Here is a 22018-nt window from a genome sequence, read left to right as displayed (position 1 = left end):
GGCGGTCTCGCTCACTCGGTGATCACTCCTCGGAGGTAGTCGGCCGCGTGGCCCGCGCGCTCGCGGGCATCGCCCAGGTCGGCGCCGCTGACGTTGACGTGGCCGATCTTTCGACCCGGACGCACGCCCTTGCCGTAGACGTGGACCTTGGCGCCGGGGTCGCGGGCCATGATGTGGCGGTAGGCCGGGTAGAGGTGCTCGAAGTCGCCGCCGAGGACGTTGGCCATGACGGTCCACGGCGCCCGCGGCCTGGGGTCGCCGAGCGGCAGGTCGAGGACCGCACGCAGGTGCTGCTCGAACTGCCCGGTGACGGCGCCGTCCATCGACCAGTGGCCGCTGTTGTGCGGGCGCATCGCGAGCTCGTTGACGACGTATGCCGCTGCGCCGCCCTTCCCGGGACGCACCTCGAACAGCTCGACGGCGAGCACGCCGGTCACATCGAGCTCGCCGGCGATCCGGAGCGCGGCCTCGGTGACGACGGACGCGAGGTCTGCGTCGAGCGCCGGCGCGGGGGCGAGGACCTCGGTGCAGATGCCGTCGGTCTGGACCGTCTCGACGACCGGCCACGCCGCCGCCTGGCCGGACGGGCTGCGGGCGATGAGCACCGCGAGCTCGCGGACGAAGTCGACCTTCTCCTCGAGGAGCAGACCGCCCTCGAGCGGACCGGGCTCACCGATCCGGGCGATCCACTCGGTGAGGTCGTCAGCCGACGACGCGACGGCCACGCCCTTGCCGTCGTAACCGCCGCGGGGCGTCTTGGCGACGATCGGCCAGCCGACCTCGTCCCCGAAGGCGGTGACCTCCTGGGCAGTCGTGGCGCGGGACCACCGCGGACAGGCGATGCCCAGCGCGGTGAGGCGCTCACGCATGGCGAGCTTGTCCTGGGCGAAGTTCAGGGCGGCGCGGGTCGGGTGGATGGCGACCCCGTCGGCCTCGAGCGCCTCGAGGACGGCCGGCGGCACGTGCTCGTGGTCGAACGTGACGACGTCGCAGTGGCGGGCGAACTCGAGCACCGTCTCGAGGTCGGTGTGCTCCCCCACCGGCGAGCTCGGCACGACGAGCGCGGCAGCAGCGGTGTCGCTCTCGGCGAGCACCGACAGCTGGACGCCCAGCTCGACGGCCGGGCCCTGCATCATGCGGGCGAGCTGTCCACCCCCGACGACGCCGACGACGGGAAATCCTCCGGGGGCGCGCTTCGGCTTGCTCACGCGTCCCAAGGGTAGTCGGCCTCAGGCGGGACGGTCGTGGCGGCCCGGTCCGGCGCTCGCCGGCTGGCCCGCGCCGGGTGCGCTGTGGAGGCTCTCGTCGGTCAGGGCCGCCTCGACGTGGCTCGGGTCGGCGAGATCGGGGTGGTGGGTGCGCACCGCCGCGAAGGTCCACAGCTTGTTGAGCACGAAGGAGATCGGGGTGACGACGACGATGACGATGAGCTGGGCCCAGTAGAGCCGCGTGCGGAAGCCGGTGGAGTCGTCGAGCACGGTGGGCGACAGGTGGATCGGTGAGTCGAGGTGCATGAGCAGGGTCAGCAGCACCAGACCGACGACCTGTCCCAGGAGCCCGACCGCGAGGAACGGCCAGTACTCGTGCCACCACCTCGCGCGCTTGCTCGTGCGGAACGTCCAGGTCCGGTTCAGCTGGAAGTTCCAGAGGTTCGCCACGAGGAAGGCGAAGGTCGAGTAGGCGTGGTACCAGCGGACGTTGAACTCGGTGCCGGGCACGGGGACGATCGCCTGATTGAAGCCCGGTCCGAGCTTCTTGACGATGACGAGCGTCAGCAGGTTGACGAGCACGCCGGAGGCGCCCACCACGGCGAACCGGAGCAGCAGCAGCCAGTTGTGCCGGTGGCGCACGAACAGGAACTCATGCAGGCGCCTCACCGGGGCACCCTATCCCGCGCGGCCGGGTGTCCCGGGCGGGATCGGACCGTCGGGCCGGGTCAGTCCGTCTCCGCCTCGGAGAGGAAGAGCGCGAAGCGGGCGGGCTGGGCCTGGACCAGGTCGAGGCGGCCGCCGTTGGACTCGGCGAGGTCGCGCGCCAGGGCGAGCCCGAGACCGGTGCTGCCACCGGCCCCGCTGCTGACCGAGCGTTCGAAGATGTGCGGCGCCATGGCCGCGGGCACCCCGTCCCCCTGGTCGCTGACCTCGATGATGACCGACGGGCCGGACCGGCGGGCGTGCACGTCCACCGTCCCGCGACCGTGCACGAGGGAGTTCTCCAGGAGCGTCGAGAGCACCTGCGACAGGGCGACCGGCGTCGACCGGACGAAGAGACCTCGCTCCCCGCGCACCCGTACCGAGCGTCGAGCCTGCTCGAAGGCGGGCTGCCACTCACGCTGCAGGGCGGCGATGACCGAGTCGAGCGACACCGCCGGCGACGGCCCTCCGGACCCGCGGGTGCGGCCGAGGAGGTCGTCGACGACACGGGTCAGGCGCTCGACCTGGGCGATGGCGATGGTGGCCTCCTCCTTGACCACCTCGGCGTCGTCGGTCTCGGAGATCTCCTCGAGGCGCATGAGCAGGGCCGTCAGCGGCGTGCGCAGCTGGTGCGAGGCGTCAGCGGCGAAGTCCCGCTCGGCGGCGAGCGACTTCGTCATGTCGTGGGCCCGACGGTTCATGACCCCCGACACGTGGTCGATCTCGTCGATGTCGGAGTGCACCGGCGTCAGGCGCGCCTCCCCGGCGGCGAAGCGGTTCGCGAGCTGGACGAGCTCCTGCGACGACTGCTCGACGCGGGCCCGGGCGCCCAGCGTGCTGAGGTAGGCCGCACCACCGCCGATGGCGCCCACCCCCAGCATGAGGGCGCCGAAGCGGACGACGCCGACGGACGGGTCGGAGACGACCCACGAGGTGATGGCCTCCGGCCGCTGCATGACGGCCCACGCGACGACGACGGTCGAGAGCAGGACGAACGACCCGGCGCAGACGACTGCGCCGACAAGGGCCATCCGGTCGAGCACCCGGCGCACGGTCAGTCGACCTGAGGGCGCTCGAAGCGGAAGCCGACGCCACGGACCGTGGCGATGTACTGCGGCGAGGTCGCGTCGTCGCCGAGCTTCCGGCGCAGGACGGAGATGTGCATGTCGAGGGTCTTCGTGGAGCCGAACCACGCGGTGTCCCAGATCTCGCGCATGAGCTGCTCACGGGAGACGACCTTGCCCTGCTCGCGCACGAGGACCCGCAGCAGGTCGAACTCCTTGGCGGTCAGCTGCAGCTCCTCGCCCTTGAACCAGGCCCGTCGCCCCTCGGAGTCGATGCGGACGAGCTCGCCGGTCGCCGCGACCTCGGTCGGGGTGCGACGCAGCAGCGCCCGCACGCGAGCGAGCAGCTCGGCGAGCCGGAACGGCTTCGTGACGTAGTCGTCGGCGCCGGCGTCCAGGCCCACGACGGTGTCGACCTCGTCGGCACGCGCGGTGAGGATGAGCACGGGGATGGCGCGCCCCTCGGCCCGGATGCGACGGCACACCTCGAGGCCGTCGATCTTCGGCAGCCCGAGGTCGAGGAGCACGAGGTCGGGGTTCTCCTTGGCGCCGTCGAGGGCGGCCAGGCCGTCCTCGCGCACGTCGACGTCGTAGCCCTCCCGCCGCAGTGCACGGGCCAGCGGTTCGGAGATGGCTGTGTCGTCCTCCGCCAGGAGCACTCGGGTCATGTCACCGTCCTCAAGATCTGCCGGTCCGAAGGCGCACCGACCGAGGTGAGCCTATCCACATCGGCCCGAAATGCACCCTGACGCCCCGCCCGTCCGCGGAGATGCTCCCGGCCCACCGGGCCGGCTGGCACCCAGCAGCCCGGCGGCACGAGTCAGCGCCCGGGCCAGACGGGACGACGCTTCTCCGCGAAGGCGGCGACCCCCTCACGCCGATCGCCGGAGAAGGCGGTGGCCCGCCAGCAGGCGTCCTCGATCTCGAGGCCCGCGTCGAGGCCGACGTCGGCCCCGAGCCGCATGGCACGCTTCGCGTTGCGCAGGCCGACGGGCGAGTTGGCCGAGATGGCCCGGGCCAGCTCGAGCGCCCGGTCGCGGGCGGTGCCGGCGGGCACGACCTCGTCGACGGCTCCGAGCTCGAGGGCCTCGCGCGCGGGCATGCGGGACGCGGTGAAGATCGCCTTGGCCGCGCGCGACCACCCGATGCGGCGCACGAGCAGCTGCGTGCCGCCCCCACCCGGGATGACGCCGACGCTGACCTCGGGCAGGCCGACGACGGCCCCGTCGCCGGCGACGACGACGTCGCACGAGAGGGCCAGCTCGAAGCCGCCGCCGAGCGCGAAACCGTCGACCGCCGCGATCGCCGGCACGGGCAGGTCGAGGACACCGCCGTAGGCCGCCCGCGCCACCGGCCGCTGTTCCATGAGGTCGGCGTCCGTGAAGGCGTTGCGCTCCTTGAGGTCGGCCCCGACGCAGAACGCCTTCTCGTGGCTCGAGGTCAGCAGGACGCAGCGCACCGTCTCGTCGGCCGCGACCCGGGCCGTCGCCGCGGCGATGGCGCGGGCCATCGCCGTGGAGACGGCGTTCATGGCCTCGGGCCGGTCGAGGACGATCTCGGCGACGTGCGCGAGCGCGGGGTCCTCGAAGCGCTCGACGCGCACGAGTGCGTCCGACCCCCCGCTCGCGGTGGCGTCGGCTCCAGTCGGCAGTGACGGCATACGTCGGTCTCCTCGGTCGGTCACGTGTCGGCGGACGAGCCGGCTCGGTGGGTGGGGTCGGGAGCCGGGGCTCCCGAGACGGAGCGGCGACCGGCGGACGTCGCCCGGCGCAGGAGCGACGGGGTCACGGGTCCGACGCCGCGCAGGATGCGGCGGCGTTGTCCGGTCAGCTCGAAGCCGGAGAGGCTGGCGAGCTCGCGGGCCATCGTCGCGTCGACGAGCACGCTGCCGGCCTGGGCGACGGCGGTCAGGCGGGAGGCCCGGTTGACGGTCGTGCCGAAGACGTCGCCGAGCCGGCTGATGATCGGGCCGCGGGCCATGCCGCAGCGCACGTCGGGCAGGACGTCGTCGTTCGTCATCGTCTCGACGAGGTCGAGCGCGATGGCCGCAGCGGGCGCCGCGCCGACCGTCGTGAAGAGCACCTCGTCGCCGACCGTCTTGATGAGGCGTCCGCCGTGGGCGGTGATGACGTCGGCCGAGAGCGCCTCGAAGCGGGAGACCAGCCGCGCGAGGTCGCGCTCGGACATCCGACGGACGAGCGCCGTGAAGTTGACGAGGTCCGCGAAGCCCACGGACCGCATCTTCGTCATGCCGTAGGCCTCGGGGTCGGCGTCGGCGAGCATGCGGGCCACCGTGGCCGACAGGTGCCGGCGCCAGGCGTAGACGAGGAGCGGCTCGAGGCGGTCGGTGAGCACGGCGAGACGCTTCGCCGTCTCGGTGGCGGTCTCGAGGCTCGGCACCGAGCGGGACTCGTGGTCGTCGTCGTCACCCTCGTCGGCGAGAGCGGCCGTCATGTGCGTCTCGACGGCCTCGGCGATGAGCTGGGACTGCCACCCCGCGAGGCGGTCGGCCGACCGGGCGAAGGCCCGCGTCATCGCGAGCGCCGTCTGCTCGTCGAGGAGCCCGTCCCGGACGATGCCGGCGACCGCGGCCAGCGCCTTCTGGTCCGCCTCGGTGAACAGCTCGTCGTCCGTGTCCACCACGGGGAAGCCCAGGGCGTGCCAGAACTTGCGCGCCGAGAGCAGGGACACCTCGGCGCCGCGGCTGACGTCGCGGCGGCGCAGGTCGAGCGGACGACCGAGCAGCTGCTCGGTGTAGTCCTCGCTCACCCGCCCGGCTGGCTCGGTGCCAGCGCTGCCCGGCTCGGTCATGGGCCGATCATGCCAGTCCGCCGGCGGCGGGTCGGACGTGGACGACGTCACCGGCGGCGAACGTCCGGGTGTCCTCGCCGGTGCGCACCACGAGCCCGCCGTCGTCGTCGACCGCGACGGCGGTGCCCTCGGCGGCGCCACCTGCGGGCAGGTGCACCCGGACGCGGAGACCGAGGGTGGAGCACGCGGAGCGGTATGCCGCCCGCACCGCGGCGCCGTCGTCGGCCCCCTCGCCGGCAGCGCCCTGCACGCCCGCGCCCGCGAGCACCCGGGTGAGGTGGTCGAGGTAGGCGAGCAGGAGGTCCTCGCGGCGCACCTGGCTGCCTGCGAGCGCCAGTGACGTGGCGGTCTCCACCGGCAGCTCGGTCCGGGTCTGGTCGATGTTGACGCCGGTCCCGACGACGACCACCTGGCGGCCCCCGGACGTGACCAGCTCGCACAGGATGCCGCTGAGCTTCCGGTCCCCGTCGTCGGCGAGGAGCACGTCGTTGGGCCACTTGAGCCGAGCCGTGAGCGGCCGCCCGGCCCGCTCCGACACCTCGCGCACGGCACGCGCGAGGGCGAGCCCGGCGAGCAGCGGCATCCAGCCGGCCTGCGTGGCATCGGTGACGGGCACCGCGACGCTGACCGCGAGCGAGGCGCGGTCGGGAACGGTCCAGGCGCGTCCCAGCCGCCCGCGCCCGCCGGTCTGGTGGTCGGTCAGGACGACCCACCAGAGGCCGCGGTCGTCGTCGTCTCCCGACGACACGGCATACGCACCGCTCGTCGGGGATGACCCGCTGAGCAGCTCGCGCAGCCGGGTGTTCGTCGACCCGAGGGCGGGGTGGAACTCGACCCCGCGCCACGGCCGTCCGGACGTGACCAAGGCCGCACTCACAGTCTCGATGTCGAGCGAATCGCGCACGTCCACAAGGCTAGAGTGCCGAGCATGGCAACCGATCACGTGATCGCAGAGCAGCCGACCAGCACGGCCGACCCCAGCACGACGCCCGCGGCGCAGGCGTCCCCAGCGTCCCCAGCGCCCGACCTCGCCACCACCGCCGGCAAGCTCGCCGACCTCCGGCGCCGCGTCGCCGAGGTCGCCAACGCGGGGTCGGAACGGGCCGTCGAGAAGCAGCACGCGCGCGGCAAGAAGACGGCCCGCGAGCGCATCGAGATGCTCCTCGACGAGGGCACCTTCATCGAGCTCGACAAGTACGCCCGGCACCGCAGCAACAACTTCGGCCAGGAGAAGAACCGCCCCTACGGCGACGGCGTCGTCACCGGTTACGGCATGGTCGACGGTCGCCAGGTCGCTGTCTTCGCCCAGGACTTCACCGTCTTCGGCGGCTCCCTCGGCGAGGTCTTCGGCGAGAAGATCGTCAAGGTCATGGACTTCGCGATGAAGATCGGCTGCCCGGTCATCGGCCTCAACGACTCCGGTGGCGCCCGCATCCAGGAGGGCGTCGTCTCCCTCGGCCTCTACGGCGAGATCTTCTTCCGCAACGTGCGCGCCTCGGGTGTCATCCCGCAGATCTCGCTGGTCATGGGCCCGTGCGCCGGGGGCGCGGTCTACTCCCCCGCCATCACCGACTTCACCGTCATGGTCGACCAGACCTCGCACATGTTCATCACCGGCCCCGACGTCATCAAGACCGTCACCGGTGAGGACGTCGGCTTCGAGGAGCTGGGCGGCGCCCAGACCCACAACAGCAAGTCGGGTGTCGCGCACTACATGGGCACCGACGAGCAGGACGCCATCGACTACGTCAAGGCGCTGCTGTCCTACCTGCCGAGCAACAACATGGACACCCCGCCGACCTACGGCGACGGGGACGGCGACCTGTCGGTCACCGACGACGACCGCTGGCTCGACACGTGCATCCCCGACTCGCCCAACGTGCCCTACGACATGAAGCACGTCATCGAGCACGTCGTCGACGACGGTGAGTTCCTCGAGGTGCAGCCGCTCTTCGCGCCGAACATCATCACCGGCTTCGCCCGCATCGACGGGATGTCGGTCGGTGTCGTGGCCAACCAGCCGATGCAGTTCGCCGGCTGCCTCGACATCGACGCCTCCGAGAAGGCCGCGCGGTTCGTGCGCACGTGCGACTGCTTCAACGTGCCGGTGCTGACCTTCGTCGACGTGCCCGGCTTCCTGCCCGGCACGAGCCAGGAGTGGGACGGCATCATCCGCCGCGGCGCCAAGCTCATCTACGCGTATGCCGAGGCCACCGTCCCGAAGATCACCGTCATCACCCGCAAGGCCTACGGCGGCGCCTACGACGTCATGGGCTCCAAGCACCTCGGCGCCGACATCAACCTCGCGTGGCCGACCGGGCAGATCGCCGTCATGGGGGCCCAGGGCGCCGTCAACATCCTCTACCGCAAGGAGCTCAAGCACACCGCGGAGAAGGGCGGTGACGTCGAGGCCCAGCGCCAGGAGCTCATCACGCACTACGAGGAGACGCTCGCCAACCCCTACGTCGCGGCGGAGCGTGGCTACATCGACACCGTCATCAGCCCGTCCAACACGCGGATGAACGTCACCCGGGCCCTGCGGGCGCTGCAGAACAAGCGCGAGACGCTGCCGCCCAAGAAGCACGGGAACATCCCGCTGTGACGCTCGAACCGCACCGAAGGAGCTTGGTTTGAGCGAGAACGAGCACAGCGCGAGCGCAGCGAGCCCGACGCTGTCCGTGACGGGCAACGCGACGGCTGAGGAGGTCGCGGCGCTCGTCGTCGTCCTCTCGGCCCTGGGCGGCGAGGAATCCGCTCCTGAGCACGCACGCTCGGCGTGGTCCGACCCGTCCTGGCGGCTCGTCGGCCCGTCCCGCACCCGCGACGGCTGGCGCACGAGCGCCCTTCCCCGCTGACCCGCTGAGTCGGGCGCCGACCGTCCACCGGGCGCCGCTCGAGCCGCTTCGGTTGGCCCGCAGGGGGGCGCTTCCTCTAAAGTCGATGCCCATGTCTGTCGACTCCTCACCCGCCGTCCGCATCGCTCAGCGCTACCTGCTGGGCGAGCGCATCGCCGTCGGCGGCATGGGTGAGGTGTATCTCGCGACCGACGAGCGCCTCGGTCGACAGGTCGCCGTCAAGGTCCTCTCCCCGGCTTTCGCCGAGTCCCCCGACTTCGTCGAGCGCTTCCGTCGTGAGGCCCTGACGGCCGCCGCGCTCTCCCACCCGAACATCGCGCAGGTCTACGACTACGGCGTCGACGGCGCCTCCCACTTCATCGTGATGGAGTATGCCGAGGGCTGGGACCTCGCCCACCTGATCCGCGAGCACGGCCGGCTCACCCCCAGCGACGCCGTGCGCATCGCCGAGCAGGTCTGCGCCGCCCTGGCGGTGGCCCACCGTGCCGGGGTCGTGCACCGGGACGTCAAGCCGGGCAACGTCATCGTCCGGCCCGACGGCACCGTCAAGGTCACGGACTTCGGGATCGCGCGCGCGCTCGGGCAGGCGTCGATCACCGACACCGGCACGGTCATGGGGACCGCCGCCTACATCGCCCCGGAGCAGGCCCGCGGGGAGACCACGACCCCGGCGTCCGACCTCTACTCGCTCGGGATCCTGCTCTTCCAGATGCTGACCGGCGCCGTCCCCTTCGAGGGCGACACCCCCGTCGCGGTCGCCATCCGCCACCTCGACGAGCCGGTGCCGCTGCCCAGCTCGCGCGTCGCCGACCTGCCCGCGAACCTCGACGAGGTCGTCGTGCGGGCCACTGCGAAGGCGCCCGCCGACCGCTACCCCGACGCCGACGCGATGGCCGCCGCACTGCGGGTCCACGAGACGCGCGCCGACGCTGCAACCCGGGCCCTCCCGCTGGGCGAGGCGACCGCGGTCCTCGACCTCGCCGCCACGACGTCCAGCCCGACGGCCGGCCTGCCGTCGGGCACGGCGTCCAGCCCGGCCTCGAACACGGCGTCGAACACGGCGATGATGCCGGCCGTCCCGTCGGGTCCCCCGACCGGAGCGGTGGACGCGACCGAGCGCACGAGCGCTGGTGCGCCTCGCCGACGGTCCGGCAAGCGGTCCGTCGTCTGGGTGCTCGGCGCCGTCGTCGTCGCGCTCCTCGCGACGGTCGCCTACGTCCTGCTGTCGGGTTCGGACCCGGCCACCCCGCCCGCCACCGGCAAGCCCGCAGCGAGCTCCTCGACGCCGTCCTCGACGCCGCCCACCACCTCCGCCCCTGCCGACGGCAGCGCCGTTCCCGCCGGTCTGGTCGGCCAGCAGCGCGACGCCGCGGTCCGCGAGCTCATCGGCTCCGGGGTCAACGTGCGGTGGGTCCTCGTGCGCTCGACGCAACCGGACGGCGCGGTCATGGGCTCCTTCCCCGCGGAGGGCCAGCCGCTGACGAAGGGCCAGACGGTGGCCCTGGTCGTGAGCCGTGGACATGCACCCGACCAGGTCAGCTCCTCGTTCGTCGTCCCCGACGGGCTCGTCGGCACCAGCGCCTCGGACGCGACGCAGCGCCTGGGCGGCACGGACGTCCGGGTCACGCGAGTCACCATCCCCGCCCCCGGCAAGGAGGGGCAGGTGCTGGCGACGTGGCCGGCGGCCGGTGCCCGGGCGGCCGACGGGGTCGTCGTGCTCGTCGTGGGCGGTGGCGACAAGGGCGGCTCGTCCAACGGCGGCTGACGCACGACCCGCGGCGGCGACCACCGCCGCCGGACCGCGCACAATGTGCTGGCACGCGGCGCCGGCCTCGATTACCTTCACCGGGTGACCGCCAACACCCAGACCGCGCGACCCCGGACCGACGTCGACCGCATCGCGGAGACCTACTTCGAGGCCGCCGTCGCCCTCAGTCCCATCAACGCGACCTTCCTCGGCGTGCCCGGCGGCGAGGAGGATCTCGACGACCTCTCGCCCGCCGGTAACGCCGCCGCCGCCGAGCTGCGCCGGGCGACGCTGGCCCAGCTCGCCGGCGCGACCCCGAGCGACGACGTCGACCGGGTCACCGTCGACGCCATGACCGAGCGCCTCCAGCTCGCCGAGGACCGGTATGCCGCGGGACTCGACGAGATGTCGCTCAACGTCCTCGCGTCGCCCCTCCAGAGCGTCCGCGACGTCTTCGACCTGATGCCGCAGCAGACGGCGGACGACTGGCGCGTCTTCGCGACCCGGATGGGCAAGATCCCGGCCGCCCTCGAGGGCTACCAGGAGGCGCTGCTCCTCGCCCGCGAGCGTGGGCAGGTCTCGCCGCGCCGCCAGGTCGAGGCCTGCGCCGAGCAGTCGCGCGACCTCACCGCCGACGACGGCTACTTCGCCAAGATCGTGGCCGACGCCACGGTCGGCGACGAGCCGTTGGAGAGCGAGCTCGCGGCGGCGCTCGCCGCCTCCGCACAGGCTGCGTCGGCGGCATACGGCGCGATGGCCGACTGGCTCGAGCGGGAGCTGCTGCCGCACGCGCCCGAGGCAGACGCCTGCGGGCGCGAGCGCTACGCCCTCGAGTCGCGCTACTTCCTCGGTGCCACCGTCGACCTCGAGGAGACCTACCGCTGGGGCCAGCAGGAGGTCGCGAGCCTCCACGCCCAGATGAGCGAGATCGCCGACGGGCTCGAGGCCGGCGCCAGCGTCGCGCGCGGTGTCGAGATCCTCGACGCCGACGAGAAGTACCAGCTGCACGGCACCGACGCCCTCAAGGCCTGGATGCAGGAGCGCGCCGACGAGGTCATCGCCGACCTCAAGGACGTGCACTTCGACATCCCCGGGCCGGTGCAGCGCATCGAGTGCATGATCGCGCCGACGCAGACCGGCGGCATCTACTACACCGGGCCGTCCGACGACTTCAGCCGGCCGGGCCGGATGTGGTGGTCGGTACCGAAGGGCAACACCGAGTTCCGCACGTGGAACGAGCTGACGACCGTCTACCACGAGGGGGTCCCCGGCCATCACCTCCAGGTCGCACAGACGGTCAACCGCTCCGAGCTGCTCAACCGCTGGCGCCGGCTCGAGGCCTGGACCTCGGGTCACGGCGAGGGGTGGGCGCTCTACGCCGAGCGGCTCATGGCCGAGCTCGGCTACATGGACGACCCGGGCAACCGGATGGGCTGGCTTGCGGGACAGTCGCTTCGAGCCGCTCGCGTTGTCATCGACATCGGCGTGCACTGCGGCTTCGACGCCCCGGACGAGGTCGGCGGCGGTGCGTGGGACTACGACAAGGCGTGGACCTACCTGACCCGCTACGGCTTCATGGACGAGAAGATCCTGCGCTTCGAGCTCAACCGCTACCTCGGTTGGCCGGGCCAGGCGCCGAGCTACAAGATCGGCGAACGGCTGTGGCTCCAGCTGCGTGACGAGGTCAAGCAGCGCGAGGGCGACGCGTTCGACCTCAAGTCCTTCCACCGTCGGGCGCTCGACATCGGCGGCGTCGGCCTCGACACCCTGCGCGCAGCGGTCCTCCAGGAGATCTGAGGTCCGCCCGCATCGCTGACGGCGCCGCTCCTCGGAGTGGCGCCGTTGACGCCCGCCGGCTCCGGATCGGCGCCTAGCATGTCGTCATGCCGACGAGCCCCCTCCCCGACGTGCCGACCGTCCAGCTCGTCCTCGCCTCCGCCTCCCCCGCGCGTCGCTCGACCCTCCGCGCGGCGGGGATCGAGCCCGTCGTCCTCGTGAGCGGCGTCGACGAGGACCTCACCGTCGCCGAGGCGACGGACCGCTACGGCCTGCTGGGCCCCGGCGACATCGCGTTGCTGCTGGCGCGCGCCAAGGCGGAGGATGTCGCTTCCCGGCTCGACGACCACGCCGTCGTCCTGGGCTGCGACTCGGTGCTCGAGCTCGACGGCGAGGTGCACGGCAAGCCGGGCGACGCCGAGGAGGCCGTGGCGCGGTGGCGTCGGATGCGCGGCCGCTCCGGGGTGCTGCACACCGGACACTGGCTCATCGACGAGCGGAACGGCGGCGGGGCGACCCTCGGCGCGACCGCGTCGACGACCGTCCACTTCGCCGAGGTCTCCGACGAGGAGATCGCCGCTTACGTCGCCACGGGCGAACCGCTCACGGTGGCCGGCGCCTTCACCATCGACGGGCTCGGCGGCGCGTTCATCACGGCCGTCGAGGGCGACCACCACAACGTCGTCGGCCTGTCCCTGCCGTTGCTGCGCGAGCTGCTCGCCGACGCCGGCATCGAGTGGTTCGACGTCGTGGGGTGCGTGCGGCGCCAGCCCGACTGCGGCTGACGGCGCCACGCGGGGCCTCAGGGGTAGAGGTCGTCGGTGAGGTTCTCGATGACGAGGTAGTGCTCGGTCCACCACCACATCTGGGCCGCGCCGACGACGACGATGAGCCCGAGCAGCCAGTAGCGGTAGCGCCCCCACCAGCGCAGCTTGAGGAACCACGCGATGACCAGCGTCATCGGGAAGGCGAGCAGGGCGTAGCGCACGCGACTCGGGGTCGTGCTCGTCACGAGGATGATGTAGGCCGGGTAGGCGCCGGCCCAGCCCCAGATCTCCGGACCCCAGCGCCACGAGTTCTTCGAGAGCATGAACCAGGTGAATGCCGCGACACCGAGCACCCCGGCGACCTGACCGATGACGCCCCAGTAGTCGTAGAGCAGGTTCCACCAGAGGTAGAGCTTGATCTTCGTCTCGATGTTCCAGGCGAGCATCGTGTCGTTGTACGCGTTGGGGGTGTCCGTCGCGATCGTGACGATCGTCGGCCAGAGCCACGTCAGGGCGCCGGCGTATGCCGCGAGCGCCCCCAGTCCGACGCGCAGGCGCACCGGGTGCTCTCCCTCGTCACCCTGACGCCAGCGCACGACCCAGTGGGCGACGATGACCGGCACCATGGCGATGACGACGTTGCGGCTCAGCGAGAGCACGAGCAGCGCGAGGACGACCCACCAGTACTGCCGCTTCCGCATCAGCCAGAGCACCGTGACGACGCCGAGCAGGGCGGTGGACTCGGTGTAGGACGCCGAGAACGCCGGGGAGGCGATGAAGAAGCAGGTCGCGACGACGGCGACGATCGCCTCCCAGCGCCCGACCGCCTGGTCGACGAGCTTGAAGAGCACGTGCATCGCGGCGAAACCGATGGCCGTCGACAGCACCGGTGCGACGACGGTGAAGCCCAGCCCGGTGACCTTCATGACCAGCCCGGCCGTCATGGGGAACACCGGGAAGAACGCCCACGGGTTCATGTCGATGCCGCCCCAGCCGACGCGGGGCAGGACTGCGGGATAGCCGTGTTCGGCGATGACGCGGTACCACTGGCCGTCCCAGCCGGTCATGACGGCGTTGTAGCCGGGGTCCGCGGGGGTGGGGTAGAAGATCCGGATGTTCGCCGTCCCGATGGGCAGCGGGATCTGGTAGCGCGAGAGGTAGGTGGCCGCCACCCAGACGAACACGCGCGAGACCGCGAAGACGGCGAACGGGAACCAGACCGGGAAGCGTCGCCAGAACGGCTGCTTCGCCTCGACCGCCCGGTCGGGGTGCTCGAGGCGGCGACCGAGACGCGGCTCAGACCGGCGGGACGGCGCGTCGGCGCTCGCTGAAGTGACGGTCACGCCGGGAAGCATAAGCCAGTCGTCGCACGAGGTCCGAGCGCAGTTCATCCGCCTCGATGATGGAGTCGAGCACCAGGTCGGCCGCGAGACGCTCGATGTCGACGTCCTCCTCATACTCGCGACGGCGGTCCGCGACGAACCGTGCCTGCTCGTCCGGGTCCGCGATCTCGGCGATCTTGTTGGCGTAGACGGCGTTGACGGCGGCCTCCGGACCCATGACGGCGATCCGGGCGGTCGGCAGGGCGATGGTCGCGTCGGGTCCGAAGCCGGGACCGCCCATGGCGTAGAGCCCGGCGCCGTAGGCCTTGCGCACGATGACGCAGAACTGCGGCACCGTGGCGGACGAGACCGCGCTGACCATCTTGGCCCCGTGGCGGATGATGCCGCCCCGCTCGACCTCCGAGCCGATCATGAAGCCCGGCACGTCGGCCAGGTAGACGAGCGGCACGTTGAAGGCATCGCACAGCCAGATGAAGCGCGCGGCCTTGTCGGCGCTGTCGGTGAAGAGCACGCCACCCTTGACCATCGAGTTGTTCGCGACGATGCCGACGGTCTGGCCCTCGAGGCGGCCGAAGCCGATGACGAGCTCGCCCGCCCACAGCGGCTTGAGCTCGAAGAAGGAGTCGTCGTCGACGAGCCCGTCGATGACGTCGTGGATGTCGAAGGGCACCGACTCGCGCTCGGGCACGGTCTCGGGGGTGAGCGGCGTGCCCGGTGCCTCGGCGGCATACGTCGGCGGGTGGTCGCGCCAGCTGCCGGGGACGTAGGAGAAGTAGAGCTTGGCCAGCTCGATGGCCTCGGCGTCGTCGTGCGCGAGCAGGTCGCCGACCCCGGAGACGGTGCAGTGCATCCGGGCGCCACCCATCTCCTCGAGGGAGACCTTCTCGCCGACGACCATCTCGGCCATGCGGGGGCTGCCGAGGTACATCGAGGCGTTGCCCTCGACCATGATGATGAGGTCGCAGAAGCTGGGGATGTAGGCCCCGCCCGCGGCGCTCGGACCGAAGAGGCAGCAGATCTGCGGCACCTTGCCCGAGAGCGCCACCTGGTTGTGGAAGATGCGACCGGCGCCGCGGCGGCCGGGGAACATCTCGACCTGGTCGGTGATGCGGGCACCCGCAGAGTCGACGAACCAGAAGACGGGCAGCTCCTCGCGCAGCGCCATCTCGGTGGCGCGGACGATCTTCTCGACCGTGCGCGAGCCCCAGGAGCCGGCCTTGACCGTCGGGTCGTTGGCGATGACGATCGCGGGGCGACCGTCGACGGTGCCACGGCCGGTGACCACGCCATCGGCCGGCAGCCCGGGCTGGAGCGCGTTGGCATAGCGGCCGTCCTCGACGAAGCTGCCCTCGTCGAAGAGCAGGGCGATGCGGTCGCGGACGTAGATCTTGCCCTGGGCGTCGAGCTTGGCCTGCGCCTTGTCGGGCGCGCTGGCCGACGCGGTGTGGGCCGCGGCGAGACGGGCCCGGACGTCGGCGACGCGCGGGTCGCCGTGGGGGTTCGAGATCGACGCGGCTGCGCTCATGCCGGCAGACCCAGGCCACGGGCGATGAGCATCCGCTGCACCTCGGAGGTGCCCTCACCGATCTCGAGGATCTTCGCGTCGCGGTAGAAGCGTGCGACGGGGAACTCCTCCATGAAGCCGTTGCCACCGAACACCTGCGTCGCGATGCGGGTGGCGGCGACGGCGGCCTCCGTCGAATAGAGCTTGGCAATGGCGGCTGCCTGCTTGACCTCCTTGACCGAGCGCTTGCCGGCGTGGAGCTCGTCCTTGAGCCAGGCGGCCTTGTACGTCAGCAGGCGCGCGCCCTCGACCATGACGGCCAGGTCGGCCAGCTGGAAGGAGACGCCCTGGTTGACGCCGATCGGACGACCGAAGGCCGTGCGGGTCTTGGCGTAGTCGGTGGCGAGCTCGAGGCACGCCTGGGCGCAGCCGACGGCGAGCGCCGAGATGGCGATGCGACCGTCGTCGAGGGTCTTGAGGAACTGCTTGAAGCCCTCCCCCTCCGCGCCGAGGAGGTGGTCAGCCGGGACGCGGCAGTCCTCGAATGTGAGGCCGTGGGTGTCGGACACGTGCCAGCCGAGCTTGTGGTAGGCCGGTTCGACGACGAAGCCGGGCGTTCCGGCCGGGACCATGATCGCCGAGATCTGGGGCGATCCGTCCTCGTTCGTGCCGGTGCGCGCGGTGACGGTGACGACCGAGGTGATGTCGGTGCCGGAGTTGGTGATGAACGCCTTGGCCCCGCTGATGACCCACTCGTCACCGTCGCGCACGGCGCGGGTGCGAGTGGCTCCGGCGTCGGAGCCGGCCTCGGGCTCGGTGAGGCCGAAGCCGGCGAGCGCGCGGCCCGAGACGAGGTCGGGCAGGAAGCGTTGCTTCTGCTCCTCGCTGCCGTAGGTGAGGATCGGGTTGATGCCGAGGCCGACCCCGGCGGAGAGCGTGATACCGATGGACTGGTCGACGCGGCCGAGCTCCTCGATGGCGACGCAGAGGCTCGTGAAGTCGCCGGCGTCGCCCGCGCCGCCGAACTCCTCCGGGACGACGAGGCCGAACAGGCCGAGGTCACCCATCTTGGGCACCAGGTCGGTCGGGAAGAAGGCGGCGGTGTCCCACTTGGCGATGTTGGGCGCGACCTCCTTCTCGGCGAAGTCGCGGACGACCATCCGGAAGTCCTCGTGGTCCTGGCTGAGCTCGAACATCGCTGTTCTCCTGAGATCGTCGCCGCCATCATGCGCTCGTGACGCGTGCTTGACGTTGACGTAAACGTAAAGCACTATCGACCTCATGACAAGTGCGCCGACCTGGACCATCGCCGAGGTGGCGGAGGAGTTCGACGTCACGCACCGGACCGTGCGCCACTACGAGGACCTCGGCCTGATCTCCCCCGAGCGCCGTGGGACGCAGCGGATCTACCACCGTCGGGACCGGACGCGTCTCGGCCTCATCCTGCGGGGCAAGCGACTGGGTTTCCCGCTCGAGGAGATCCGCACGATCATCGACCTGTTCGACGCGCCTCGGGGCCGTCGCGCCCAGCTCGAGTACGTCCTCGGCCAGATCGACGAGCGCCGGGCCGACCTCGACCAGCGGCTGCGGGACATCCAGGACGCCATCGCCGAGCTGGGCGAGTTCGAGCGACGATGCCGTGAGGATCTCGACAAGCTCGCGTGACACGATGGGCCCATGAGCGCCGAAGACACGAAGATCTCCGCCTATGCCCACCCCGAGCGCCTCGTCACCACCGACTGGCTCGCGGAGCAGGTCGCGGCCGGCCGGATCGGCGGCCCCGACGGGATCGTGCTGCTGGAGTCGGACGAGGACGTGCTGCTCTACGAGACCGGTCACATCCCCGGCGCCCTCAAGATCGACTGGCACGCCGACCTCAACGACCAGGTGTCGCGCGACTACGTCGACGGCGCCCGGTTCGCCGAGGTGATGGGCTCGCGCGGGATCCGGCGCGACACGACCGTGGTCATCTACGGCGACAAGAGCAACTGGTGGGCGGCCTACGCGCTGTGGGTCTTCAGCCTCTTCGGGCACGAGGACGTCCGGCTGCTCGACGGCGGCCGTGCCAAGTGGATCGCTGAGGGCCGCGAGCTGACCCGTGACGTGCCGACCGCGACGTCGGTGGACTATCCCGTGGCCGACCGGGACGACGCCCCGATCCGGGCGTTCAAGGACGACGTGCTCGCCCACCTCGGCAAGCCACTCGTCGACGTCCGCTCCCCCGGCGAGTACTCGGGCGAGCTGCTGCACATGCCCGACTACCCGCAGGAGGGCGCGATGCGCGGCGGACACATCCCCGGCGCCAAGTCGGTGCCGTGGGCACGCGCGGCCAACGACGACGGTTCGTTCAAGTCCCGTGAGGACCTCGAGGCGATCTACCTGCAGGAGCAGGGACTCACGCCCTCGGACGACGTGGTCGCGTACTGCCGCATCGGCGAGCGCTCGTCGCACACGTGGTTCGTCCTGACGCACCTGCTGGGTTTCGAGGCGGTGCGCAACTACGACGGTTCGTGGACTGAGTGGGGCAACGCCGTGCGCGTCCCGATCGAGAGGTGAACCCGTGACCGAGACCGCCCTGCCCGCGTCGCTGGCCGAGATCGCCGAGGACTTCCGCTCGGCCAGCAACGACCTCAAGCTGCAGCTGCTGCTGGAGTTCAGTGACGAGCTGCCCGGCCTGCCCGAGCGGTATGCCGGCCACCTCGACCAGCTCGAACGCGTCGACGAGTGCCAGTCGCCGCTCTTCCTCACCGTCGAGGTGGGTGACGGCGCGTCCCTCGACGATCGAGTCGTCAGCCTGTTCTTCGACGCGCCTGCCGAGGCCCCGACGACGCGCGGCTTCGCGGGCATCCTCCGTGAGGGCCTCGACGGCCTCTCCGCAGCCGAGGTGCTCGCCGTGCCCGACGACGCCCCGATGCGATTCGGCCTCGCGGAAGCGGTGTCCCCCCTGCGCATGCGCGGCATGGTCGCGATGCTCGCCCGCATCAAACGCCAGGTCCGCGCCAAGACCGCCACCTGAGTCAGGTCATCGACGGCGCGCTACGTCACTGCTGCACCCCACGCAGCACTGACGTAGCAACCCAGACCCAACCCCCGCCGACCCCTACGTCACTGCTGCACCCCACGCAGCACTGACGTAGCGATCGGGATGGCTCCATGCTTCATGGCTGCCTGTGGAAAACTCGCCGACAGCCGGGTCCACTGTCGGCACGGGCGTGCAACCTGCGTCCATGAGCGAGAGAGCACTTCCCGAGCGCGACGGCGAGGCAGGTCGGTACGTCGTGCGGGTGCGTCGGCTGGCAGACCTCAGCCAGCGTGACCTGGCCGCCCGGGTCGGGCTGTCGCCGAGTACGGTCAGTCGAATCGAGTCCGGGCTCATCGCGCCGACCTTGGACCTCTATGAGCGGATGCTTGCCCTGGCTGAGCTGCGGCTGGCCGTGCTCGACGCCGCGGGTCACGAGGTGACACCGGTCCCGGTCGACACGGTGCGCGACAACCAGGGGCGCCGGTTCCCCGCGCATCTCGACGTGGCGCCCCCGGACGAGGTGCCGTACGAGCGGTGGGCGTTCCCGCGCTACGACCGACCCGACGCGCAGGGCTGGTTCCAGCACCGAACCGCTCGCGACCAGCGTGGTGCCGAGGACGCGCCGCTCCGGGAGCGACCGGCCGACCACCCGACGGAGAACGAGCTCGCCCTGCGACGACGCCTCATGCGCGGCCGACAGCCGCGGGTTGATGCGCCGCCGGCGCCGGATCTCGTGTGTGAGTGCCTCGACGCGTGCTTCGAAGAGGTGTGCGTGACCGAGTGCCCGTGCCAGTGCGAGCCCCAGACCGGCGACCTCTGGCGACGACTCCTCGCTGCCCGGTCGTCAGCCCCCGATGCGAGTGCGGACCTCGTACAGCTCGGGGAAGAAGGTGAGGTCGAGCGCTCGTCGTAGGAAGTCGACGCCCGTCGAGCCTCCGGTGCCCGTCTTCTGCCCGATGGTGCGCTGGACGACCTGGAGGTGACGGAACCGCCACTGCTGGAAGTTGTCCTCGAGATCGACCAGCTCCTCGCACGTCTCGTAGACACCCCAGTGCTCGTTCGGCTGGGCATAGACACCAGCGAAGACGTCGACGAGCCTCTCGTCGAGGCGGTAGGGCTGGGTCCAGTCACGGTCCAGCAGGGCCGACGGCACGGCATACCCACGTCGAGCGAGGTAGGCGAGGAACTCGTCGTAGAGGCTCGGCTCGTGCAACAGCTCGTCGAGCGCCTCCCGGGCTGCCTCGTCGTGCGCAAAGACCGCCACCATGTCGGCGTTCTTGTTGCCGAGCAGGAACTCCACCTCGCGGTACTGCGCCGACTGGAAGCCCGAGCTCGTGGCGAGGAAGGGCCGGATCTCGGCGTACTCGCTCGGCGTCAGCGTCGCGAGCACCGACCACTGGTCCGTGAGCGTGTGCTGGATGTGCTTGACCCGCGCGAGTCGTTTGAGAGCCGGGCCCAGCTGGTCGTCGCGGAGCAGGTTCCTGGCTGAGCGCAGCTCGTGGATCAGCAGCTTCAGCCACAGCTCGGAGGTCTGGTGCTGGATGATGAAGAGCAGCTCGTCGTGCTGTGGCGGCTCGCTCAGCGGTTGCTGCGCACTGAGCAGCGTGTCGAGGCGGAGGTAGTCGCCGTATGACATCTTGCGCGTGAAGTCCCGCTGGATGCCCTCCTCCAGGTCGCGCTTGCTGCGCCGGTCCAGCCCGCCGTGGGCAGCGTTGTCCATGCCCGCGATCCTAGGGGCCGGGTCAGCGCGAGCGCGGGCGGATGCTCACGAGGTGCGAGACGACGCCGGGCACCCATCCGGTCTCACCACGCATCCACCGGGCGCCGACGAGGTTGTGCGGCACGACCACCGTGTCGGCTCGTGCCGCGACCAGCCCCAGGTCGGTGCCGAACACGTCGGTGACGACCGCCCAGTCCCGGGCGCTGTGGCGGGCCAGGTACTCACCGATGGCGACGGCATACGTCTCGACGATGACGTCGGGGCCCTCGCCCGACCCGCCCTCGTCGGACCACCGCCGGAAGGCGGCGTCGTAGTGGGACCCGATGGACGAGAGGTCGTCGACGTCCACGCCCTCCGCAGCCGCGTGCTCGAGTGCGGTGGCGATGCGGGCGCGCTCGTCGTCGCCGAGCGGGTTGGCGACCGGCCGGCCCGTGAAGTCGGGGGTCAGCGCGTCGTCGCCCTCAGCGGCCTCGAACTCGGCGACCGCGGTCGCGTCCGTCGGCACAGAGGTGTCGTCCTTGCTCTTCCGCGAGAACAGTCCCATGCCCGCCAATCTAGTGGCTCGGACGCGACCGGGTCAGGTCAGGCGGGTCAGCCGAAGGTGTCCGGGTCGGGGCCGGTGCGGGTGCCGCGGTCGAGCCCGGCCAGCGCCTCGAGGTCGTCGTCGCCGAGGGCGAACCCGAAGATCTCGACGTTCTCGGCGATCCGCGCCGGGGTGACCGACCGCGTCAGCACGACGTTGCCGAGCTCGACGTGCCAGCGCAGGACGAGCTGGGCGGGGGTGACCTCGTGCTTGGCGGCGAGCTGCGCGACGACCGGGTCGTCGAGCAGGCCGGCGCGGACCGCCAGCGGACTCCACGCCTCGGTGACGATGCCGTGCTCGGCATGGAAGGCGCGGAGCTCGTGCTGCTGGAGGTAGGGGCTCAGCTCGACCTGGTTGACAGAAGGCAGGACGCCGGTCTCGTCGAGCAGTCGCTGCAGGTGCGGCACCTGGAAGTTGCAGACCCCGACGGAGCGGACCCGCCCCTCGCGCTGGAGGTCGAGCATGGCCTTCCACGCGTCGACGTAGGCGTCCTGCTGCGGCGCCGGCCAGTGGATCAGGTAGAGGTCGAGGACGTCGATCCCGAGGCGCTTCATCGAGGCGTCGAAGGCGGCCGGGACGTCCGCGTGGTCGTCGTTCCAGACCTTCGTGGTGACGAAAACGTCGTCGCGGTCGACGTCCTCGCGACCGAGGACACGGCCGACGCCCTCCTCGTTGCCGTAGATGCGCGCCGTGTCGATGTGCCGGTAGCCGACCTCGAGGGCGCGGCCGAAGGCGGCGTCGACGTCCGCGTCCGGGACCTCCCAGACACCGAAACCGACCTGCGGGATGGACAGGCCGGGGGTGGAGGCGTGGCCGAGAGCGAGCGTGGGTGCTGACTGGTGTGTCGTCATGCCACTCACGCTAGGTCGGCGCTGGCACCGGTGATGTGCCGGACCTCACTCTGAGACGACCG

22 protein-coding genes are annotated in these 22018 nt (G+C 71.3%); 9 read left to right on the top strand and 13 right to left on the bottom strand.

The window, feature by feature from the left end; translation table 11 throughout:
* Positions 1-11: 11 nt before the first annotated feature.
* The 7 genes from AB4030_RS18070 to AB4030_RS18040 form a co-directional block, all read right to left on the bottom strand.
* Positions 12-1208 (bottom strand): 5-(carboxyamino)imidazole ribonucleotide synthase, encoded by a 1197-nt coding sequence (locus AB4030_RS18070; RefSeq protein WP_442280594.1) that lies wholly within the window; start codon positions 1206-1208, stop codon positions 12-14.
* A gap of 21 nt (positions 1209-1229) precedes the next feature.
* A complete protein-coding gene (locus AB4030_RS18065) occupies positions 1230-1877 on the bottom strand; it encodes a GtrA family protein (protein WP_442280593.1) in 648 nt (215 codons plus the stop codon).
* A gap of 59 nt (positions 1878-1936) precedes the next feature.
* Positions 1937-2965 (bottom strand): sensor histidine kinase, encoded by a 1029-nt coding sequence (locus AB4030_RS18060; RefSeq protein WP_442280592.1) that lies wholly within the window; start codon positions 2963-2965, stop codon positions 1937-1939.
* 2 nt (positions 2966-2967) lie between these two features.
* On the bottom strand, positions 2968-3645 hold the full coding sequence (locus tag AB4030_RS18055) for a response regulator transcription factor (RefSeq protein WP_442280591.1): 678 nt from the start codon (positions 3643-3645) through the stop codon (positions 2968-2970).
* A gap of 152 nt (positions 3646-3797) precedes the next feature.
* Complete coding sequence (locus AB4030_RS18050; RefSeq protein ID WP_442280590.1) at positions 3798-4637, bottom strand: enoyl-CoA hydratase-related protein; 840 nt, start codon at positions 4635-4637, stop codon at positions 3798-3800.
* Positions 4638-4657: 20 nt separating this feature from the next.
* Positions 4658-5788: an adenylate/guanylate cyclase domain-containing protein gene (locus tag AB4030_RS18045; RefSeq protein ID WP_442280589.1), complete on the bottom strand. Its 1131-nt coding sequence runs from the start codon at positions 5786-5788 to the stop codon at positions 4658-4660.
* Between the two features lie 7 nt (positions 5789-5795).
* Positions 5796-6692: a biotin--[acetyl-CoA-carboxylase] ligase gene (locus AB4030_RS18040; RefSeq protein ID WP_442280588.1), complete on the bottom strand. Its 897-nt coding sequence runs from the start codon at positions 6690-6692 to the stop codon at positions 5796-5798.
* A 24-nt stretch (positions 6693-6716) separates the two neighbouring features.
* Between AB4030_RS18040 and AB4030_RS18035 the strand changes: the two genes are divergently transcribed.
* From AB4030_RS18035 to AB4030_RS18015, 5 genes are all read left to right on the top strand, one after another.
* A complete protein-coding gene (locus tag AB4030_RS18035; protein WP_442280587.1) occupies positions 6717-8390 on the top strand; it encodes an acyl-CoA carboxylase subunit beta in 1674 nt (557 codons plus the stop codon).
* A 28-nt stretch (positions 8391-8418) separates the two neighbouring features.
* The gene (locus AB4030_RS18030; RefSeq protein WP_442280586.1) at positions 8419-8643 is read left to right on the top strand and encodes an acyl-CoA carboxylase subunit epsilon; all 225 of its coding nucleotides are present in this window, start codon (positions 8419-8421) and stop codon (positions 8641-8643) included.
* 91 nt (positions 8644-8734) lie between these two features.
* Entirely contained in the window at positions 8735-10408 is a 1674-nt protein-coding gene (gene pknB, locus AB4030_RS18025) for a Stk1 family PASTA domain-containing Ser/Thr kinase (protein WP_442280585.1), read from the top strand.
* An 84-nt stretch (positions 10409-10492) separates the two neighbouring features.
* Complete coding sequence (locus tag AB4030_RS18020) at positions 10493-12187, top strand: DUF885 domain-containing protein (protein ID WP_442280584.1); 1695 nt, start codon at positions 10493-10495, stop codon at positions 12185-12187.
* An 86-nt stretch (positions 12188-12273) separates the two neighbouring features.
* Positions 12274-12951, top strand: a complete 678-nt coding sequence (locus tag AB4030_RS18015) for a Maf family protein (RefSeq protein WP_442280583.1) — start codon at positions 12274-12276, stop codon at positions 12949-12951.
* Between the two features lie 17 nt (positions 12952-12968).
* Here the strand turns inward: AB4030_RS18015 and AB4030_RS18010 are convergent, their stop codons facing one another.
* The 3 genes from AB4030_RS18010 to AB4030_RS18000 are packed head-to-tail and all read right to left on the bottom strand — an operon-like array spanning position 12969 to position 16976.
* Positions 12969-14276 carry a hypothetical protein gene (locus tag AB4030_RS18010; RefSeq protein ID WP_442280582.1) on the bottom strand — a complete coding sequence of 436 codons (1308 nt, stop codon included), beginning with the start codon at positions 14274-14276 and terminating at the stop codon, positions 12969-12971.
* The gene (locus tag AB4030_RS18005; protein ID WP_442280581.1) at positions 14230-15801 is read right to left on the bottom strand and encodes an acyl-CoA carboxylase subunit beta; all 1572 of its coding nucleotides are present in this window, start codon (positions 15799-15801) and stop codon (positions 14230-14232) included. Before AB4030_RS18005 ends, AB4030_RS18010 begins: the two co-directional genes overlap by 47 nt.
* Positions 15798-16976, bottom strand: coding sequence for an acyl-CoA dehydrogenase family protein (locus AB4030_RS18000; protein ID WP_442280580.1), 1179 nt, complete (start codon positions 16974-16976; stop codon positions 15798-15800). The genes AB4030_RS18005 and AB4030_RS18000 overlap by 4 nt, the downstream gene beginning before the upstream one ends.
* Before the next feature lie 85 nt (positions 16977-17061).
* Here AB4030_RS18000 and AB4030_RS17995 point away from each other — a divergent pair, with 85 nt between their 5' ends.
* The 4 genes from AB4030_RS17995 to AB4030_RS17980 all read left to right on the top strand — a co-directional run bounded on the left by AB4030_RS17995 (position 17062) and on the right by AB4030_RS17980 (position 19715).
* Complete coding sequence (locus AB4030_RS17995; RefSeq protein ID WP_442280579.1) at positions 17062-17445, top strand: MerR family transcriptional regulator; 384 nt, start codon at positions 17062-17064, stop codon at positions 17443-17445.
* 12 nt (positions 17446-17457) lie between these two features.
* On the top strand, positions 17458-18336 hold the full coding sequence (locus AB4030_RS17990) for a sulfurtransferase (RefSeq protein ID WP_442280578.1): 879 nt from the start codon (positions 17458-17460) through the stop codon (positions 18334-18336).
* Positions 18337-18340: 4 nt separating this feature from the next.
* Complete coding sequence (locus AB4030_RS17985; protein ID WP_442280577.1) at positions 18341-18796, top strand: SufE family protein; 456 nt, start codon at positions 18341-18343, stop codon at positions 18794-18796.
* Between the two features lie 211 nt (positions 18797-19007).
* A complete protein-coding gene (locus AB4030_RS17980) occupies positions 19008-19715 on the top strand; it encodes a helix-turn-helix domain-containing protein (protein ID WP_442280576.1) in 708 nt (235 codons plus the stop codon).
* Here AB4030_RS17980 and kynA read toward each other — a convergent pair.
* The 3 genes from kynA to AB4030_RS17965 are packed head-to-tail and all read right to left on the bottom strand — an operon-like array spanning position 19647 to position 21956.
* Positions 19647-20522: a tryptophan 2,3-dioxygenase gene (gene kynA, locus AB4030_RS17975; protein WP_442280575.1), complete on the bottom strand. Its 876-nt coding sequence runs from the start codon at positions 20520-20522 to the stop codon at positions 19647-19649. The two genes, AB4030_RS17980 and kynA, sit on opposite strands and share 69 nt — an antisense overlap.
* A 22-nt stretch (positions 20523-20544) precedes the next feature.
* Positions 20545-21066 (bottom strand): DUF3806 domain-containing protein, encoded by a 522-nt coding sequence (locus AB4030_RS17970; RefSeq protein ID WP_442280574.1) that lies wholly within the window; start codon positions 21064-21066, stop codon positions 20545-20547.
* Positions 21067-21113: 47 nt separating this feature from the next.
* Positions 21114-21956 carry an aldo/keto reductase gene (locus AB4030_RS17965; protein WP_442280573.1) on the bottom strand — a complete coding sequence of 281 codons (843 nt, stop codon included), beginning with the start codon at positions 21954-21956 and terminating at the stop codon, positions 21114-21116.
* Positions 21957-22018 lie beyond the last annotated feature (62 nt).

This window comes from Terrabacter sp. 2YAF2, from assembly GCF_052114705.1.
Lineage (GTDB): Bacteria > Actinomycetota > Actinomycetes > Actinomycetales > Dermatophilaceae > Terrabacter.
The sequence above is the reverse complement of the archived record's forward strand: the minus strand, read 5'-3'. Positions and strand labels throughout refer to the sequence as shown.

Bases quoted from the DNA above. Each gene is read 5' to 3' on its own strand.
- AB4030_RS17995 (WP_442280579.1), top strand. From the start codon at position 17,062: ATGACAAGTGCGCCGACCTGGACCATCGCCGAGGTGGCGGAGGAGTTC.
- AB4030_RS18050 (WP_442280590.1), bottom strand. From the start codon at position 4,637: ATGCCGTCACTGCCGACTGGAGCCGACGCCACCGCGAGCGGGGGGTCG.
- AB4030_RS18005 (WP_442280581.1), bottom strand. From the start codon at position 15,801: ATGAGCGCAGCCGCGTCGATCTCGAACCCCCACGGCGACCCGCGCGTC.
- pknB (WP_442280585.1), top strand. From the start codon at position 8,735: ATGTCTGTCGACTCCTCACCCGCCGTCCGCATCGCTCAGCGCTACCTG.
- AB4030_RS18045 (WP_442280589.1), bottom strand. From the start codon at position 5,788: ATGACCGAGCCGGGCAGCGCTGGCACCGAGCCAGCCGGGCGGGTGAGC.
- AB4030_RS18035 (WP_442280587.1), top strand. From the start codon at position 6,717: ATGGCAACCGATCACGTGATCGCAGAGCAGCCGACCAGCACGGCCGAC.
- AB4030_RS17965 (WP_442280573.1), bottom strand. From the start codon at position 21,956: ATGACGACACACCAGTCAGCACCCACGCTCGCTCTCGGCCACGCCTCC.
- kynA (WP_442280575.1), bottom strand. From the start codon at position 20,522: ATGGACAACGCTGCCCACGGCGGGCTGGACCGGCGCAGCAAGCGCGAC.
- AB4030_RS17990 (WP_442280578.1), top strand. From the start codon at position 17,458: ATGAGCGCCGAAGACACGAAGATCTCCGCCTATGCCCACCCCGAGCGC.
- AB4030_RS18055 (WP_442280591.1), bottom strand. From the start codon at position 3,645: ATGACCCGAGTGCTCCTGGCGGAGGACGACACAGCCATCTCCGAACCG.
- AB4030_RS17980 (WP_442280576.1), top strand. From the start codon at position 19,008: ATGAGCGAGAGAGCACTTCCCGAGCGCGACGGCGAGGCAGGTCGGTAC.
- AB4030_RS18000 (WP_442280580.1), bottom strand. From the start codon at position 16,976: ATGTTCGAGCTCAGCCAGGACCACGAGGACTTCCGGATGGTCGTCCGC.
- AB4030_RS17970 (WP_442280574.1), bottom strand. From the start codon at position 21,066: ATGGGACTGTTCTCGCGGAAGAGCAAGGACGACACCTCTGTGCCGACG.
- AB4030_RS18015 (WP_442280583.1), top strand. From the start codon at position 12,274: ATGCCGACGAGCCCCCTCCCCGACGTGCCGACCGTCCAGCTCGTCCTC.